This window comes from Hydrocarboniphaga sp. FW305-C-57 (genome assembly GCF_058783045.1).
In genome coordinates this window covers 346,572-363,147 of sequence record NZ_JBYSYG010000003.1, presented here as the reverse complement: position 1 = coordinate 363,147, position 16,576 = coordinate 346,572, and the positions used below count along the sequence as shown (strand labels likewise).

The window sequence follows — 16,576 nt, the reverse complement described above, 5'->3', positions numbered from 1 at the left end:
CCCGCAGGCGGGAGAGAGGACAGGCAAGGCAGCCTAGCGCTGAAAAATCTCGGCGGAGCGCAGCGAGAGCGAGCCCTAGCCGTAGAGGCTCACTCCCTGGCAGTGCCGGCGGTAGGCGCGCGCAGGAGCAGCTGGACGTCCTGTCCGGAAGTAACTCGGCCCACAGGCCGACAGCCGACATAAAACCCTCAGCTCACAGCCGGCGCCTCGAGCACCAGCGCCCCCAACGGCGGCACCGTAATCCAGGCACTGCAGTCCAGCGACATCCACGGCTCCTCGACCGCCACCACGCGCCCGGCGTTGCCGACCCCGCTGCCACCATAGCCGAGCGCGTCCGAGTTGAGCCGCTCGATCCAGACGCCTGCGCTCGGCAGCGCGATCCGATGATTCGCCCGCACCACCGGCGTCGCATTGAGCACGATCACCACCTCGCGACCGGCGGCATCGCGCCGCCGGTAGACGAAGATCGATTCGTCGACGTTGTTGCAGTCGATCCAGGTGAAGCCGTGCGGCTCCGCATCGAGCTCATGCAGCGCCGGCAGCTCACGATGCAGCCGGTTCAGATCGCCGATCAGTGCGCGCACACCTGCGTGCAGCGGCTTCGTGTCGAGCCCCCAGTCGAGTTCGCGATCGTGATTCCACTCGCGCGTCTGCGCGAATTCGCCGCCCATGAACAGCAGTTTCTTGCCAGGCCGCGTCCACATGAACACGAACAGCAGGCGCAGGTTGGCGAACTTCTGCCACTCGTCGCCGGGCATCTTGTAGATCAGCGGGCTCTTGCCGTGCACGACTTCGTCGTGCGACAGCGGCAGCACGAAGCGCTCGGTCCAGGCGTACATGAAGCCGAAGGTCAGATGGTTGGCGTGATAGCGCCGGTGAATCGGGTCGCGCTTGAAGTAGTCGAGCGAGTCGTGCATCCAGCCCAAGTCCCACTTCATCGAAAAGCCGAGCCCGCCGTGCTCCACCGCGCCGGTGACATCGGGCCACGAGGTGGATTCCTCGGCGATCACGAGCGCGCCCGGATGCACTTCGCGCACGGCCTGGTTGAAGTCGCGCAGAAACTGCACGGCTTCGAGATGCTCGCGGCCGCCGTAGCGATTCGGCTGCCATTGGCCCGGATTGCGCCCGTAGTCGAGGTAGAGCATCGAAGCCACCGCATCGACGCGCAGGCCGTCGATATGGAACTCCTCGATCCAGTACAGCGCGTTCGACATCAGGAAATTGCGTACCTGCGGCCGGCCGTAGTCGTAGATCAGCGTGCCCCATTCGGGATGCTCGCCGCGATGCGGCTCCGGATACTCGTACAGCGGCAGGCCATCGAACTGCCGCAGGCCGTGCGCGTCCTTCGGGAAATGCGCGGGCACCCAGTCGAGGATCACGCCGATGCCGTTCGCATGGCAGTAATCGACGAACCAGCGGAAGTCGTCGGGTTCGCCATGCCGGCGCGTCGGCGCATACAGCCCGATGGTCTGATAACCCCAGGAACCGTCGAACGGATGCTCGGACACCGGCAACAGCTCCACGTGCGTGAAGCCCATCGAGACCACGTAGGGCACGAGCCGGCGCGCGATCTCGCGATAGTTCAGGAACCCACCGTCGGCCTCGCGCTGCCACGAGCCCAGGTGCAGCTCGTAGATCGAAACCGGGCCGCGCTGCCAATCGGTTTCGAGGCGGCGCGCGATCCAGTCCGCGTCGGTCCAGACATGCGCCGATGGGGCGACCACCACGCTCGAGGTCGCCGGCCGCATTTCGAACAGGCGGCCATACGGGTCGGACTTGAGCAGCCATTGGCCGTGCCGTGTCTGGATCGCGAACTTGTAGAGCGCACCCGGGCCGACGCCGGCGACGAAGCCTTCCCAGACGCCGCTGTCGCTGCCGCGCAGCGGATGTGCGGTGTTGCTCCAGGCGTTGAAATCGCCCGCGACGCTCACCGCCCTGGCATGCGGGGCCCAGACGGCAAACCGCGTTCCCGCGATGCCGTGCGCCTCCGAGGCATGCGCGCCGAGAAATTGCTGCGCGTGCCAGTGCCGGCCTTCGCCGAACAGGTGCCGATCGAAATCGGCGAGCGCAGCGGGCACTTTGGAAGTCACGCGGTCGAAGTCCTTGTCTGGAATCTTAGGAAAGCGCGGTCGCGAGGCGACTCGCAGGCCACTATCCTACGGGCAGTTTCGCCCCTATGACCTGAACCAAGGATTCGGATCGCCTCATGCGCGTGCTTTTCGCCGCCAGCGAATGCTGGCCGCTGATCAAGACCGGCGGCCTGGCCGACGTGGCCTACGCCCTGCCGCTGGCCCTCACCCGCGCGGGCGTCGAGGTGCGCGTGGTGCTGCCGGCGTATCGCGGGCTTGCCGACAGGCTCGGGAACGTCCGCGAAATCGGTGATCTGCATCTGCGCGGCCAGCATTTCCGCATCCTCGAAGGCCAGTTGCCCGATACGCCCTTGACGATCTGGCTGGTCGACGCGCCCTATCTCTACGACCGCGCGGGTGATCCGTATCGCGACGAATTCGGCCGCGATTTCGCCGACAACGCCTGGCGCTTCGGCTGCTTCTGCGAGGCCGTGCACGGGCTCGCGCTCGGCGCCACCGGTTGGCGCGCCGACGTGGTTCACGCCAACGACTGGCAGACTGGCCCGGCGCTGTCCTGGCTGTCGACCGAGAACCCGCGTCCGCGCCTGATCTTCACAATCCACAACATCGCCTACCAGGGCTGGTTCGGCCGCGAGGCCTTCGACTTTCTGGGCCTGCCACGCCAGCTCTGGGCGATCGACGGCGTCGAGATGCACGGCGGCTTCAACTTCATGAAAGCCGGGCTTTCGGCGGCCGACGTCATCACCACGGTGAGCCCGAACTACGCGCGTGAAATCCAGACGCCCGAATACGGCAACGGGCTCGACGGCCTGCTGCGCTGGCGCTCGGGCCAGCTCGTCGGCATCGTCAACGGCGTCGAAACCGAAGCCTGGTCGCCGGCCACCGACAAGCTCATCGCGCGGCGCTTTTCGCCGGCGAGCCTCAAGCAGGGCAAGAACGCCAACAAGAAAGCGCTGCAGCACGAGCTGCGGCTCGCCGAGGACAGCGAGGCGACCGTCGTCGGCATCGTCACTCGGCTGGCCGAGCAGAAAGGCAGCGATCTCGTGCTCGGCGCACTCGACGCGTTGCTGATCCGCCATCCGAAGCTGCAGTTCGCCGTGCTGGCCTCGGGCGACAAGCAACAGGAGCAGGCCTGGCGCGAGGCCACGACACGCTATCCGGGCCGCGTCGGCACGCATCTGCGCTACGACGAGCGGCTCGCACACCTCGTCGAGGCCGGAGCCGACATCTTCCTGATGCCCTCGCGCTTCGAACCCTGCGGACTCAACCAGATGTACAGCCAGCGCTACGGCACGATCCCGGTCGTGCGCCGCACCGGCGGGCTCGCCGACACGGTCACCGATGCGAGCGTCGAGAACATCGCCAACGGCAGCGCCACCGGCGTGCATTTCGAACACGCCGACGTCGGCGGCGTGCTCTGGGGCGTGGAACGCGCGATCGAGCTCAAGCAGAACAATCCGCGCGTCTGGAAGCAGATGCAGCTCGCCAGCATGGAGCGCGATTTCTCGTGGGAGCGCGCGGCGGCCGAGTATCTCAAGCTCTATCGGGCCTGAGCGATCCGATCACCGATGCGCCGTCAGTGATGACGATGGCGCATCGGTGCGTAAGGCCTGACCTCGCCGGAATTTCGGTCTTCGCGAATCTTCATGAGCGGCTGACCGACGAAGGCCTGGATGCCGAAGCGCGGATAGATCTCGTTCGGAAAGAACACCACGCCCTGCTGCATCGTCAGCATCGGTGAGCGGATCGCGTTGATGTCGCGCGTCGGGTCGCCGTCGACGAGTACCAGATCGGCGAGCTTGCCGGGCGTGATGCTGCCGAGGCGATCGAGCGTATTCGTGTAGCGCGCACCGTTGTAGGTCGCGATCTTGAGCGCTTCGGCGGCCGGAATGCCGTAGCGCACGTAGAGCTCGAGCTCGCGATGCAGCGTGAAACCCTGGATGAAATCGGTGCCCGCCACCAGCGGCACGCCGGCCCTGTGCAAGGCCACGACCATCTCGCCCATCTTGTCGTACGAGGCCTTGTAGCGCGCCGCGTTGGCCGGCGTGACGTCGAACGAACTCTTGCGCAGCGTGCGCTGCATCGCCGGCGGAAAATGATCGGCCACCATCGCGTAGCTCGGATGCATCTGGCCCTGGCGCTGGTACATGTCTTCGAACACCGCGAGCGTGGCATCCACCGAAATACCGCGCTGCTTGAGCAGGTCGATGAAATGCCGCACGGGCTCGGAGTTCAGGTCGAGCGCATGCGCGTTCTCCATGATGCGGTAGAAGCGCTGCAGGGTGCGCGTGTCGTCGCCGGGCTGGACGAGGAAATTGAGCAGCACCTGGTTGATGTGCGTGAGCTCGTCATAGCCCGCGCGCACGGCTTCTTCGGCACGCATGAAGGCCGGAATGTGCCCGCTCACGCGCAGCCCCTGGTCGTGCGCGTAAGTCGCCAGCGGCTCCACCCATTCGGGCTTCACCGAGTTGTAGAGCTTGAGCTGCCGGTAGCCGCGCTGCGCGTACCAGTCTGCCGCGTTCCTGGCTTCGTCGAGGCCGCCGACGACGAAGCCGCCGCGCGCCGAAAACTCGCTGCGTCCTTCGATGAAACCCGCCGGCACGATGCGCGCACCGATGCGGTCGCCGATCTCGATGCGCCGGATCAGCGAATCGAGCATGTCGTTGTCGTTGCCCATGTCGCGCACCGTCGTCACGCCGGCCGCGAGCTGCAGCGCGCTCGCGTTGGGGTCTTCGTGCGCGTGCAGGTCGAACAGGCCCGGCAGCAGCGTGCGGCCCTGCGCATCGATCTCGGTGCCCGGCTCGCGCGCGTCGGAACCCGCGAGCTTGATCTCGGCGATGCGCCCGCGGAACACGTAGACGTCACGCAAACCCGGCAACAACCGCGCGTTCTCCGAATCGAACACGCGCGCGTTGCGGATCACGATCGGCTCGGGCAGATGATGCGGCAGCGTGTTCGCGAGTTCGCCGGCCCAGGCGTCTTCGGCCTCGAGCTGCGCGGCTTCGAGCGTTTCGACCAGGCTCGCGCTGCCACGAGGCAGGATCGCGACATAGCCCGGCGAGACCATCGCGAAGAAACGCGGCAGCGGGCCGTCGGTGAACCACAGATAACCGGGCTGCAGATCGAGGCCGGTCATCTCCACCATCACGAGCGCGGGCGTCGCCCCATCGGCCGCCAGCGTCTTGACCCGGCGCACCTGCAGCGAGCCCATCGGCAGCACGCCCATGCGGCCCTCGGGCATCGTCAGCGCCTGCTGCACGAGCAGCGCGGTCATGTACGGCGAGGCTTCCACCGGCACGTAGCCGGCCGGCTCCTTGGTGACGGCCGAGCCGCTGTCGACCATCGAGCTCCAGCGCGTCTGCGCGCCCGTGCGCGAGTAGCTTTCGCGCACCGGTGCTCCATAAGTGGAGGTACCGTCGATGCGGTATTCGAGCAGATGGCCGGCCGCATCGAGCCGGATGGTTTCCTTGTAGTCCGGGCCGCGGCCGTTGTCGCGATAGCGGAAATCCACCGCGATGCGATCGGCCTTGCGCTCGACTTTCATCGAGCCGGCGACCTCGCCCTGGAACAGCACCTCGAATTCCTCGGGCGCGGCCCAGGCGGCGCTGCTGCCGAAACCGAAGGAACCGGCACAGAGCAGCCCGACGACCATCGCCAGGCGGCGCAATCCGCTGCAAGACATGCAAAACCTTAGTTGGGTTGATCAGTGAGCGCGCGAGGCTAGCCGAAGCAGGGCCCCGCCGCGACGGGGTTTTCCTGCCGGATCGCGGCTTGGGACAATGGACGGTGGTGCCTGTTGCGAGCCTCTTTTATTTATGTAAATGCGAATCAGTATCATTGAGTTCCGCAAGAAGGATTGTTACCCTGCCCTACGTTCAGCTTCCTACCGGCATCGGCGTGACGCTCTCTTCTCCTTTTTCCAGACTGCTGTCCGTCCTGATGCGTGTCGCACTGATCGCGAGCGCCCCAGTGCAAGCCGCCGATGTGACCCAGCCAGCGACCGCGCATCTGCCTGCGGTAGTCGTCACCGCGACGCGTACCGAGAAGACGCTCGACGAAACGCCGATCCGCACCGAAGTCGTCGATCAGGCCGAAATCCAGCGGCTCAATGCGCGCTCGCTCAAGGAAGCCCTCGAAAACGTGCCGGGCCTGCAGCTGCAGGAAGTGCACGGCAAGTCGGGCTATCAGCTGTCGCTGCAGGGACTGACCAGCGACCAGGTGCTGGTGCTGATCGACGGCCTGCCGATCAGCGCCTCGACCGGCTCGACGGTCGATCTGAGCCAGTATTCGCTCGCGACGGTCGATCGCATCGAAGTCGTGAAAGGCGCGACCTCGGCGCAATACGGCAGCTCGGCGATGGGCGGCGTCATCAACGTGATCACGCGGCCGGTCGCGGAGGGGCTTGCGGGCGCAGCGATCGTCGACATCGGCAGCTACGGTTCGCAGAACGTGTCGGGCAATGAGGTCGACGACGCGCGCCGTCACGCCCAGCTGCGCATCGAAGGCGGCGGCAAGACGCTGCGCGGCCGGCTGGCGGGTGACATCGTCGACGATGCCGGCTTCACCGCCGATCGAAGCGCATGGACGCGCCAGGGCGATGCGATGCGCCGCCAGCAATACAGCGGACGGGTCGATTGGTTTCCGGCCGGGCATGGCGCGTTCTGGGTCGACAGCAGCTTCTATCGCGAGGACGACACCAGCCGTTATCAGTACTACGCCCCGCCGAACTACATCCCGCAGCACAAGGATGAGGGCATAAACCGCGATCGCCATGCCGCGGGCGGCAGCTGGTCGTGGGCCAATGGAGCTCGACTGCAGATCAAGGGCGTCGACGAGCGCTACGAAGGCCATTCGCAGGAATTCTCCAGCGACTCGGTCGCCGGTGACCGGCGCACCGAACAGCGGCTCGATCACCTCACCACCCAGCTCGATTTGCCGGTCTGGCGCAGCCAGCTGCTGACGCTCGGCGGCGATTACCACCGCGAAGCGCTCACGCAAACCAGCAACGGTGTCTCCGAGCTCGACAGCGACGACGATGTCGTTCGCCACAGCAACGAGCTGTTCGTTCAGAACGACATCGCACTCGGTGATCGCTGGGAGCTGCTGATCGGCGGACGCTGGCAGGACGATTCCGATTTCGGCTCGCATGCGGTGCCGAAGGCGAGCCTGCGCGGCGAAGTGCTGCAAAGCGGCGACTGGAGCGGAACGCTGCGCTTCAGCGTCGGCCAGGGCTATCGCGTGCCGAATCTCAAGGAACGCTATTACCTGTTCGATCACAGCTCGCTCGGCTACCGGGTGATCGGCAATCCGAACCTCGATCCCGAACAGTCGGACAGCTACCAGGCCGGCTTCACCTTGCAGCATGGAGATGGCCTGAGCGCCGAGCTGAACCTGTTCCGCAACAAGGTGCGCGACCTGATCCAGACCGATCTGCAGAACGCGCAGGTCATCAACGGCATCAGCTACTACAGCTACGAAAACATCTCGCGCGCGATGACGCAGGGCATCGAGACCAGCGCGCGCTGGCAGGCTTCGGCAAGGCTCGATTTCAACGCAAGCTACACGCTCACCGATACCGAAGACCGCAGCCGCGGCGGCGATCTCACGCGTCGTCCACGCCATATGGCCAGGCTCGGCGCGAACTGGACCTTGCCCACGCGCACCACGCTTTCGCTGCGCAGCCGCTACCAGAGCAGCGAGCTCGTCGACAGCGACAGTGGTGGACGATCGCCGTCCTGGACCGTCGTCGATCTCAAGATCAATCAGGCGCTGCGCGAAGGCTTGGACCTGTTCGCCGGCTTCGACAACCTGTTCGACGTCCAGCGCGATTTCGCCGACAGCAACGACTTCAGCCCGATCGTCGGCCGCTTCATCTACCTCGGTGCGCGCTGGCAGTGGTCGCCGCCTGCCTCGCGCTGACGCCTTCCATCAACCCATCCGAAAGACTCCAAGGAAAACCCGCATGCAAACCCCCGCCCCGCTCTCCAAGGCCCAGGTTCCATTTCGACGCCTGCTCGCCGCCAGCCTGTTCTCGCTCGCGCTGTCGGCTTGCGGCGGCGGTGGCGGCAGCGACGATGAAGGCGGCGGCGAAACGCCCACCACGCCGACGGCTCAGAGCTTCCAGACCACCGCAAAGACCTGGAGCATCACGCCGCCTTCCAGCGGTTCGCTCTGCTACGACTTCGACGCCGGCACGGCGGCCGATTGCGGCGCCAGCACGAGCTGGGACTTTCAGCTCATCGGCGGCACAGCCCCTTCGTTCCGCAGCAACGGCGGCGTAACCAACAGCGCCGGCAGCGGTGCGGCGTTCGCATTCTTCGACTGGAGCACGCTGTCGACCTGGACCAATGCGACCACCGATCCGAGCAGCGGCAGCAGCGTGGCTTCGCTCTATGTGGCCGACAGCGCGAGCAACATCTTCACGAGCAAGAGCTGGTACGCCTACGGCGTCACCGGCGCGTCCACCGATCACCTGCTCTATCCGAACTACCGCATCTATCTGGTCAATGCGAATCCGTCCGACACCAGCGCGGCGACCTACGCCGTGCAGCTGATCGGCTACTACGGCGGCACCTCGGGCACCGCCTCGGGCTATCCGAAGATTCGCTGGATCGATCGCGCCACGCCCGACGTGGTCCGCACCGAAACCATCGATGCCACCGACAGCAATGCCTGGGTCTACTACGACCTCCAGAACGGCGCCGTCGTGAACCTCAGCGACGAGGCGGCGGCGACGTCGAACGCCTGGCAGATCGCGTTCCGCCGCTACGACATCAAGCTCAACGGCGGCAGCTCGGGCGGCGGTACCGTGGCCGGTTATCTCGGCAAGGAGATCGAGGGCTTCTACGACGCATCCGGCGACCCGATCGCTTCCAAGTTCACAGGTACCACGCCGGACGACACGCTCGCCGCGCTGACTGCGAACGAATTCTCCACGCCGTCCAACACCAGCGGTTGGGTCAAGGACAGCCAGGGCTCGGTGCTGAGCCCGGCCTACACCGGAACCTATCCGGGTGCGCTCGACTACGGCTTCTACAGCTACAACCCGACCGCGGGTGCAACGGCGAGCGAGCCTGCGCATCGCCTGACGCCGAACAGCGCGGCCGGTGCGCTACTGCGCTCGGGTGACGGCAAGAGCTATGCGCGCCTGCACCTGACCGAGATCCGCTACGCCGATCCGACCGACCGCAACAGCCAGCAGACCTGGACCTTCGAGTTCAACGTGCAGCCGGCCGAATGAGCCGAGCCCGGACGAGAGACGCGATGAACCTGACCGTCACTGAAAACCTGCGCTCGCAATGGGATCGCCTGCGCGCCGACCAACCGCGCCTGCGCATCCGCGATGCCGCCACCCAGCTCGGGGTCTCCGAGCTGCAGCTGCTGCTGACCGAGCCGGCCGACGAGGTGCTGCGTCTGGAGCCGCGCGCCGGCGAGATCATCCAGGCGCTCGAAGGCCTCGGCCGGGTGATGACGCTGAGCCGCAACGAGGCCGTGGTGCACGAGACCAAGGGCGTGATCCGCAACGTCGACATCGCCGCGAGCGGGCAGATGGGCCTGTGCCTCGGCGAGATCGACCTGCGCCTGTTCCTAGGCAAGTGGAAACACGCTTATGCGGTGCGCCAGAGTGCGCAGGGCGGACGCGACAGCCTCCAGTTCTTCGATGCAGCGGGCACCGCCGTGCACAAGATCTACTTCTTCGGCGAAGAAGACGACAGCACGTACAAGGCCGCCTGGAACGCGCTGATCGAGCGCTTTGCCGCGCTCGAGCAGCGGCCCGCGATCGAATTCGCCAGGCCCGGGCCGAAGGCTGCACGCAGCGCGCCGAAAGATGCGCAGGCCCTGCTCGCCGACTGGGCCGCGATGACCGATACGCATCAGTTCCACGGCCTGCTCAAGCGCCACGGTGCCGATCGCCTGAGCGCGCTCGAAGCCGCCGCGCCGATCTTCACCAGGCGCCTGCCGATCGACAGCCACGAGCGCGCGCTGATGCTCGCCGCCGAGCGCGGCCAGTCGATCATGGCCTTCGTCGGCAACCCGGGCATCGTGCAGATCTACACGGGCCGCGTGCACAAGCTCATGCGCGCCGGGCCGTGGTTCAACGTCATGGATCCGGACTTCAACCTGCACGCGAACAGCGCCGCCATCGTCGGCTGCTGGCTCGTGCGCAAGCCGTCCGAGGACGGCGACATCCACTCGATCGAATGCTTCGACGCCGACGACGAGCTCGTGCTGACGCTGTTCGGCGAACGCAAGCCCGGCATTCCCGAACAGGCTGGATGGCGCCGGCTGCTGGAGGATCTGCGTGCTTAAGCTTCGTGTTGCGCTGCTGCTCGCCGCTGCGGCGCTGCTGCCTCACACAGCTTCCTCCGCGCCGCCCGAGCGCGTGGTCTCGCTCGGCGGCGACATCACCGAAATCGTCTACGCGCTCGGCGCCGAAGGCGCGCTCGTCGGTGTCGACACCACGAGCATCTGGCCCGCGCAGGCGCGCTCGCTGCCCAACGTCGGCTATGTGCGCCAGCTCGGCACCGAAGGCATTCTCGCGCTGCGTCCGAAGCTCGCGATCGCCACCCACGACGCCGGTCCGCCGACCGTGCTCGAACAGCTGCGCGGCGCGGGCGTGCAGCTCGAAAGCTTTCCGGTCACCTACACGCCCGATGCGATCGCGGCCAAGGTACGTCGCATCGGTGAGCTGCTCGAACGCCGCGAAGCGGCGGAAAAACTGGCGAAGCAGATCGAGTCGCAGGCCAAGGCGCTCACCGGCAAAGTCGCGGCGATGCCGACGCACCCACGCACCGTCTTCCTGCTCAGCGGAGCCGCAGGCGGACTGATGGTGTCGGGCCGCGAAACCGCCGCCGATGCGGCCGTGAAGCTCGCCGGCGGAACCAACGTCGTCGACGCGTACACCGGCTACAAGCCGCTGTCGCCCGAGGCGCTGATCGCGCTCGAGCCCGACGTGCTGCTGCTCATGAACAATCGCGGGGACGCCAACGGCGGCGTGGCCGAGGTGCTCAAGCTGCCGGGTGTCGCGCAGACGCCGGCCGGCAGGAACGGCCACGTGCTACTCGTCGACGGACAGGCGCTGCTCGGCTTCGGCCCGCGCACGGTCGAAAAAGCCACCGAGCTGCAGGCCGAACTCGCGCGCATTCCGGCGGCTTCCGGCAAGTAGGAAATGGCCGATTCGGCGAACTCGACGCTGTCCACCGCTGCGGCTCCGCAGCGTGGCGCCGCGATTTCGGGGCATCGCGCAAGCAAGGCGCTCGTGCTGCCGGCGCTCGCCGCGCTCGTCGTGGTCATCGCCATCTGGAGCCTCGGCAGCGGAGCGGTCGACATTCCGGCCGCCGACGTCATCGGCGCGCTCTGGCGTGCCGCGAGCGGCGCCGAGGCCATCGGCGACGACGCCATCGTCACCACGCTGCGACTGCCGCGGCTGCTGTTCGGGCTTGTCGTCGGCGCCGGCCTCGCGGCCGCGGGCGTCGCGATGCAAGGGCTTTTCCGCAATCCGCTCGCCGATCCGGCGCTGATCGGCGTGTCGTCCGGCGCGGCCTTCGGCGCGGTGGCGACCATCGTCTTCGGCGGCGCCGTGTTCGCGAACGGCGCGCCGCCCGACGCGATCGCGCTCGGCGCCTTCGCCTGCGGGCTCGGCTCGACGCTGCTGGTCTGGAGCATCGGCCGCCGTCGTCCGGGCGTGGCGACGCTGCTGCTCGCGGGCGTGGCGATCAACGCCATCGCGCTGGCCGGCGTCGGCTGGCTGCAGTACCTCGCCAACGAACGCCAGCTGCGCGATCTCACCTTCTGGTCGCTCGGCAGCCTCTCGGGCAGCGACTGGAAGCGGCTGGTCATCGTGGTGCCGTGCATCGCGCTGCCGCTGCTGGTGCTGCCGACGCAGGCGCGTGCGCTGAACGCCTTGCTGCTCGGCGAGCACGAAGCCGCCTTCCTCGGCTTTCGCCCGGCGCGCGTGCAGAAACTGCTGATCGGCCTCGTCGCGCTGATGGTCAGTTCGGCCGTCGCCTTCACGGGCATCATCAGCTTCATCGGCCTCGTCGTTCCGCATCTGCTGCGGCTGAGCTTCGGCCCCGATCACCGCCTGCTGCTGCCGGCCTCCGCGCTCGGCGGCGCCGCGCTGGTTCCGGCCGCGGACACGCTCGCGCGCACGCTCGCCGCACCCGCCGAACTGCCGCTCGGCGTGCTCACCGCGCTCGTCGGCGGTCCGTTCTTCCTATGGCTGCTGTTGCGCAGCCCGATCGTGGAGTCCCGCTGATGCTCGCACTCGACCAGGTGAGTCTGTTCAGTCACCGGCGCACCCTCATCGACGGTCTCACTCTGTCCGTGAAACCCGGCAAATTGCTGGCGCTGATCGGCCCGAACGGCGCCGGCAAATCCACCGCGCTCGCGCTGCTGTCCGGGCGCGTCGAACCGAGTCTCGGCAACGCGACGCTCGACGACCAGCCGCTGTCCGACTGGCCACCCGAAGCGCTCGCCCGGCGTCGCGCCGTGCTGTCGCAGCGCGTGCAGCTGGCCTTCGGCTTCTCGGCGCGCGAAGTGGTGCTGCTCGGCCGTAGCGCGGCCCCGCATCGGGCGAACACGCTGGACGAACGTATCGCACTCGAAGCGCTCGCAGCGGCCTGCGCCGGGCACCTGGCCGATCGCAGTTATCTGGAGCTGTCGGGCGGCGAGCAGCAGCGCGTGCAGCTCGCACGCGTGCTCGCCCAGGTCTGGGACGCCGGCCGGCGTCCGGGCGAACGGCCGGCGTATCTGCTGCTCGACGAACCCGAAGCCGGGCTCGACATCGCGCATCAGCACTTCATCCTGCATTTCGCGCATCAGCTCGCGCGCGAAGGCTACGGCGTCGCCGTGGTGCTGCATGACCTCAACCTCGCCGCGCGGCATGCCGACGAGATCGCCCTGCTCGACGGCGGTCGGCTCGTCGACTGCGGCCCGCCCGACCAGGTGCTCGATCCATGGCGCCTCTCGGAGGTCTACGGCATCGGCCTGCGGCGGGCCGCGCTCGATGGAAGCCGCGAATCGGTCATCGTGCCGCGCGCCGATGCGCTCGCATCGATGACGGTGAGACCGCAGGCGGCCTGAGCCGGCGCATCGCAAGGGCTGCCGCTTACGCGCCCGAGCGAAATGACCGGGGCGGGTCCAGCGCCTAAAATGCGCGCCCGCCGATGACCGACGCTTCGCCGATGAAAGAATGGTTGCCCGCCTGGACGCACGAATGGCTCGACGTGATCGTGCCGACCATGCAAGTGCTGCTGATCCTGATCGGGGCCTGGCTGCTGCGCACGCTGCTGCGCCAGCTGATCCAGCGCCTGGGCCAGCGCTACAACCTGCCGCGCGAAGTGGTGATCATGACGCGCCGCCTGAGCGGCTTTCTGATCTACCTCGGCGCGGTGCTCGCCGCACTCGGCCGCTTCGGCGTCTCGGGCTCGGTGCTGTGGACCGCGTTCACGGGCTTCGCCGCGGTGGCGGCGGTGGCCTTTTTCGCGGCCTGGAGCGTGCTGTCGAACATCTTCTGCACGCTGCTGATCGCGATCACCGGCTCGTTCCGCATCGGTGACCAGATCGAACTCGTCGAAGCTAGCGACAAGCCCGGCGCCAAGGGCCGCGTGATCGACATCAACCTGATCTACACCACGCTCGAGGAAGTGCACGAAGAGGGCTCGCTGAAACCCGCCGCGATGCTGCAGATTCCGAACAGCCAGTTCTTCCAGCGAATACTGAGGCGGTATCGCTGAATACGCTTTTCTCCCTCTCCCAGCGGGAGAGGGCAAGCGACGGCATCAGGTCTTCGGCAGCGTGACGCCGGTCTGGCCCTGGTACTTGCCGCCGCGATCCTTGTAGCTGACTTCGCAGACTTCGTCGGATTCGAGGAACAGCATCTGCGCCACGCCTTCGTTGGCGTAGATCTTCGCGGGCAGCGGCGTGGTGTTGGAGAATTCGAGCGTGACGTGGCCTTCCCATTCGGGTTCCAGCGGAGTCACGTTGACGATGATGCCGCAGCGCGCATACGTGCTCTTGCCGAGGCAGATCGTGAGCACCGAGCGCGGGATGCGGAAGTACTCCACCGTGCGCGCGAGCGCGAACGAGTTCGGCGGAATGATGCAGACCTCGCCCTTGAAGTCGACGAAGTTCTTCGAATCGAAGTTCTTCGGATCGACGATCGTCGAGTTGATGTTCGTGAAGATCTTGAATTCGTCGGCGCAGCGCACGTCGTAGCCGTAGCTGCTGGTGCCGTAACTGACGATGCGGCCCCCGTCCTGGGTGCGCACCTGGCCTTCCTCATACGGCTCGATCATGCGGTGATCGCGGGCCATGCGCTTGATCCAACGGTCGGACTTGATGCTCATCGTCGATGCGGTCTGCTTCAAGAAAGAGCCGGCGGCCGGCTCGGGACGCGCATTGTGAGCCAGCGGGCTGCCGGGGCCAAGCCGATCGGCCGGCCCGCCGGATTCAGCCGAACAGCGCCGCGATCCGCTGCGCCTGCTTCGCATCAGGCAGGCGCCCGCGCCCGGCGCCGAGGTTGTCGAGCAGGTTGCGGGGCTTGGAGGTGGCCGGAATCACGCAGGTGACTGCGGGATGGGCGAGCACGAACTTGAGCATGAGCTGGCCCCAGGACGCGCAGCCGATCTCGCCGGCCCAGTCCGGCAGCGGCCTGCCCTTCACCTGCGCGAACAGGCGTCCATCCTCGAACGCGCGGTTGACGAGCACGGCGACCCCGCGATCGGCGCACAGCGGCAGCAGCTCGCGCTCGGCCGAGCGCGACACCACCGAATAGTTGATCTGCACGAAATCGAGCTTCTCCGTGCGCACCACGTCGACGAGTTCTTCATGCGCCTCATCGCGGTAATGCGTGACGCCGATGTAGCGCGTGCTGCCGGCCTGCTGCAGCTCGCGCAGAAACCGCAGGTTCGACTGCAGGTCGACGAGGCTGTGCACCTGCAGCAGCTCGACCTTGTCGGTGCGCAGCCGCGCGAGCGAGCTCTGCCATTGCGCCCTGGCGGCCTGCGGTGAATAGGACGAAATCTTGGTCGCCAGAAAGCAGCGCTCGCGCTGCGCCTTGGCGGCGAGCAGCGAACCGAGCACGGACTCGGCGCTGCCATAGCTCGGCGCCGTGTCGACGACGCTGCCGGCCTGCTTCAGCAGCTCGTCGAGCACCGCGGCAAGTGGCTCGCGCTCGGCCGCCGAATCGCCCACTTCGAAGGCGCCCGAGGTGCCGAGGCCGATCACCGGAAGCTCGGCGCCCGAGCTCGGAATGCGCCGCCTGAGCAAGGGCTCGGCGGCCTGCCGGGCCCACGCCGGCAGCAGCGGCGTCGCAGCCGCTGCGGCAAAGCTTTGCAGCAGCAGCGTTCTGCGCTTCATCGCAGAAGCGCCTCAGTCGTCCGACAGCTCGATACTCGGAAACGCCTCGACCGCGCCATGCGCGAGCCTCGCCACTGCGCGCAGCGCGATCTCGCCGTAGAGCCTGGCCGCATCGGAAGCCGGTTCCGCCGCAACGGTCGGATTGCCGCTGTCGGCGAGTTCGCGGATGCGCGCATCGAGCGGCAGGCGGCCGAGCACTTCGACGCCGGTGTCCTGCGCGAGCCGGTCGCCACCGCCGGTGCCGAACACCGCGGTCTGATGGCCGCAGTTCGGGCAGCAGAACACGCTCATGTTCTCGACCACGCCGAGCACCGAGACGTTGACCTTCTTGAACATCTCGAGGCCCTTGCGCGCATCGAGCAGCGCAATGTCCTGCGGCGTCGTCACCACCACGGCGCCCGACAGCGGAATGCGCTGCGACAGCGTCAGCGCGATGTCGCCGGTGCCCGGCGGCATGTCGATGATCAGGTAGTCCAGATCCTGCCAGCGCGTCTCCGTCAGCAGCTGCATGAGCGCCGAGGTGACCATCGGCCCGCGCCAGATCGTCGGCTGGCTGTCGTCGACCAGAAAGCCGATGCTCATCGCCTGCAGGCCGTGCGCGACGACCGGGTTCATGATCTTGCCGTCCGGCGAGGTCGGGCGCGCCGAACTGCCGAGCATGCGCGGCTGGCTCGGGCCGTAGATGTCGGCATCGAGCAGGCCGACGCGCGCGCCCGCGGCCTGCAGCGCGAGCGCGAAATTGACCGCGACCGTGGACTTGCCGACACCGCCCTTGCCGCTCGCGATCGCGATGATGTTGCGGATCTGCGCGAGCGGTTGCAGCTTGCTCTGCACCGCATGCGCCGTCACTTTCCAGCGCACCGTGACCTGCGGTTCGAGGCCGACCGCCTGCCGCAGGTGAGCGGCCAGCGCGTCGCGCAGCGTGTGCTCGTAGCGCTGCGCCGGAAAGCCGAGTTCCAGCTCGATCAGCGCGCGCTTGCCCGCGATCTCGGTGCGGCGCAAAACGCCGGCAGACAGCAGATCGCGCCCGATCAGCGGGTCGACGAAGGTGGCGAGTGCGGCTTGCAGCTGCTGGTGAACCTGGGACATGCGGCGCCTTCGATACCGGGAAAAAAGCGGGCGCC

General features: G+C 67.2%; 13 protein-coding genes. 8 read left to right on the top strand and 5 right to left on the bottom strand.

The features are described 5' to 3' along the window. Nucleotides 1-188 precede the first annotated feature (188 nt). Nucleotides 189-2,090 (bottom strand): 1,4-alpha-glucan branching protein GlgB, encoded by a 1,902-nt coding sequence (gene glgB / locus AC3WUM_RS08985; RefSeq protein ID WP_492409886.1) that lies wholly within the window; start codon nucleotides 2,088-2,090, stop codon nucleotides 189-191. A gap of 116 nt (nucleotides 2,091-2,206) precedes the next feature. Here glgB and glgA point away from each other — a divergent pair, with 116 nt between their 5' ends. Next, on the top strand, nucleotides 2,207-3,643 hold the full coding sequence (gene glgA / locus AC3WUM_RS08980; protein WP_492409885.1) for a glycogen synthase GlgA: 1,437 nt from the start codon (nucleotides 2,207-2,209) through the stop codon (nucleotides 3,641-3,643). A gap of 23 nt (nucleotides 3,644-3,666) precedes the next feature. On the opposite strand, the gene AC3WUM_RS08975 is transcribed toward glgA, so the two are convergent. Further along, entirely contained in the window at nucleotides 3,667-5,772 is a 2,106-nt protein-coding gene (locus AC3WUM_RS08975; RefSeq protein WP_492409884.1) for an amidohydrolase family protein, read from the bottom strand. 287 nt (nucleotides 5,773-6,059) lie between these two features. Here AC3WUM_RS08975 and AC3WUM_RS08970 point away from each other — a divergent pair, with 287 nt between their 5' ends. The 7 genes from AC3WUM_RS08970 (at nucleotide 6,060) to AC3WUM_RS08940 (ending at nucleotide 13,828) form a co-directional block, all read left to right on the top strand. Further along, nucleotides 6,060-8,009, top strand: coding sequence for a TonB-dependent receptor plug domain-containing protein (locus AC3WUM_RS08970; RefSeq protein ID WP_492409883.1), 1,950 nt, complete (start codon nucleotides 6,060-6,062; stop codon nucleotides 8,007-8,009). A 43-nt stretch (nucleotides 8,010-8,052) separates the two neighbouring features. Further along, complete coding sequence (locus tag AC3WUM_RS08965; protein ID WP_492409882.1) at nucleotides 8,053-9,330, top strand: HmuY family protein; 1,278 nt, start codon at nucleotides 8,053-8,055, stop codon at nucleotides 9,328-9,330. Between the two features lie 23 nt (nucleotides 9,331-9,353). Next, the gene (locus AC3WUM_RS08960) at nucleotides 9,354-10,400 is read left to right on the top strand and encodes a hemin-degrading factor (RefSeq protein ID WP_492409881.1); all 1,047 of its coding nucleotides are present in this window, start codon (nucleotides 9,354-9,356) and stop codon (nucleotides 10,398-10,400) included. Beyond that, nucleotides 10,393-11,256 carry a heme/hemin ABC transporter substrate-binding protein gene (locus AC3WUM_RS08955; protein WP_492409880.1) on the top strand — a complete coding sequence of 288 codons (864 nt, stop codon included), beginning with the start codon at nucleotides 10,393-10,395 and terminating at the stop codon, nucleotides 11,254-11,256. Before AC3WUM_RS08960 ends, AC3WUM_RS08955 begins: the two co-directional genes overlap by 8 nt. Before the next feature lie 3 nt (nucleotides 11,257-11,259). Further along, nucleotides 11,260-12,348 carry a FecCD family ABC transporter permease gene (locus AC3WUM_RS08950; RefSeq protein ID WP_492409879.1) on the top strand — a complete coding sequence of 363 codons (1,089 nt, stop codon included), beginning with the start codon at nucleotides 11,260-11,262 and terminating at the stop codon, nucleotides 12,346-12,348. Continuing rightward, on the top strand, nucleotides 12,348-13,175 hold the full coding sequence (locus AC3WUM_RS08945) for a heme ABC transporter ATP-binding protein (RefSeq protein ID WP_492409878.1): 828 nt from the start codon (nucleotides 12,348-12,350) through the stop codon (nucleotides 13,173-13,175). Before AC3WUM_RS08950 ends, AC3WUM_RS08945 begins: the two co-directional genes overlap by 1 nt. A 101-nt stretch (nucleotides 13,176-13,276) precedes the next feature. Next, a complete protein-coding gene (locus AC3WUM_RS08940; protein WP_492409876.1) occupies nucleotides 13,277-13,828 on the top strand; it encodes a mechanosensitive ion channel domain-containing protein in 552 nt (183 codons plus the stop codon). A gap of 45 nt (nucleotides 13,829-13,873) precedes the next feature. Here AC3WUM_RS08940 and dcd read toward each other — a convergent pair whose 3' ends face one another. The 3 genes from dcd to apbC form a co-directional block, all read right to left on the bottom strand. Beyond that, on the bottom strand, nucleotides 13,874-14,440 hold the full coding sequence (gene dcd / locus AC3WUM_RS08935; RefSeq protein ID WP_492409874.1) for a dCTP deaminase: 567 nt from the start codon (nucleotides 14,438-14,440) through the stop codon (nucleotides 13,874-13,876). A gap of 103 nt (nucleotides 14,441-14,543) precedes the next feature. Further along, on the bottom strand, nucleotides 14,544-15,452 hold the full coding sequence (locus tag AC3WUM_RS08930) for an aldo/keto reductase (protein ID WP_492409873.1): 909 nt from the start codon (nucleotides 15,450-15,452) through the stop codon (nucleotides 14,544-14,546). Between the two features lie 12 nt (nucleotides 15,453-15,464). Then, on the bottom strand, nucleotides 15,465-16,541 hold the full coding sequence (gene apbC, locus AC3WUM_RS08925) for an iron-sulfur cluster carrier protein ApbC (protein ID WP_492409872.1): 1,077 nt from the start codon (nucleotides 16,539-16,541) through the stop codon (nucleotides 15,465-15,467). Between the last annotated feature and the right edge of the window lie 35 nt (nucleotides 16,542-16,576).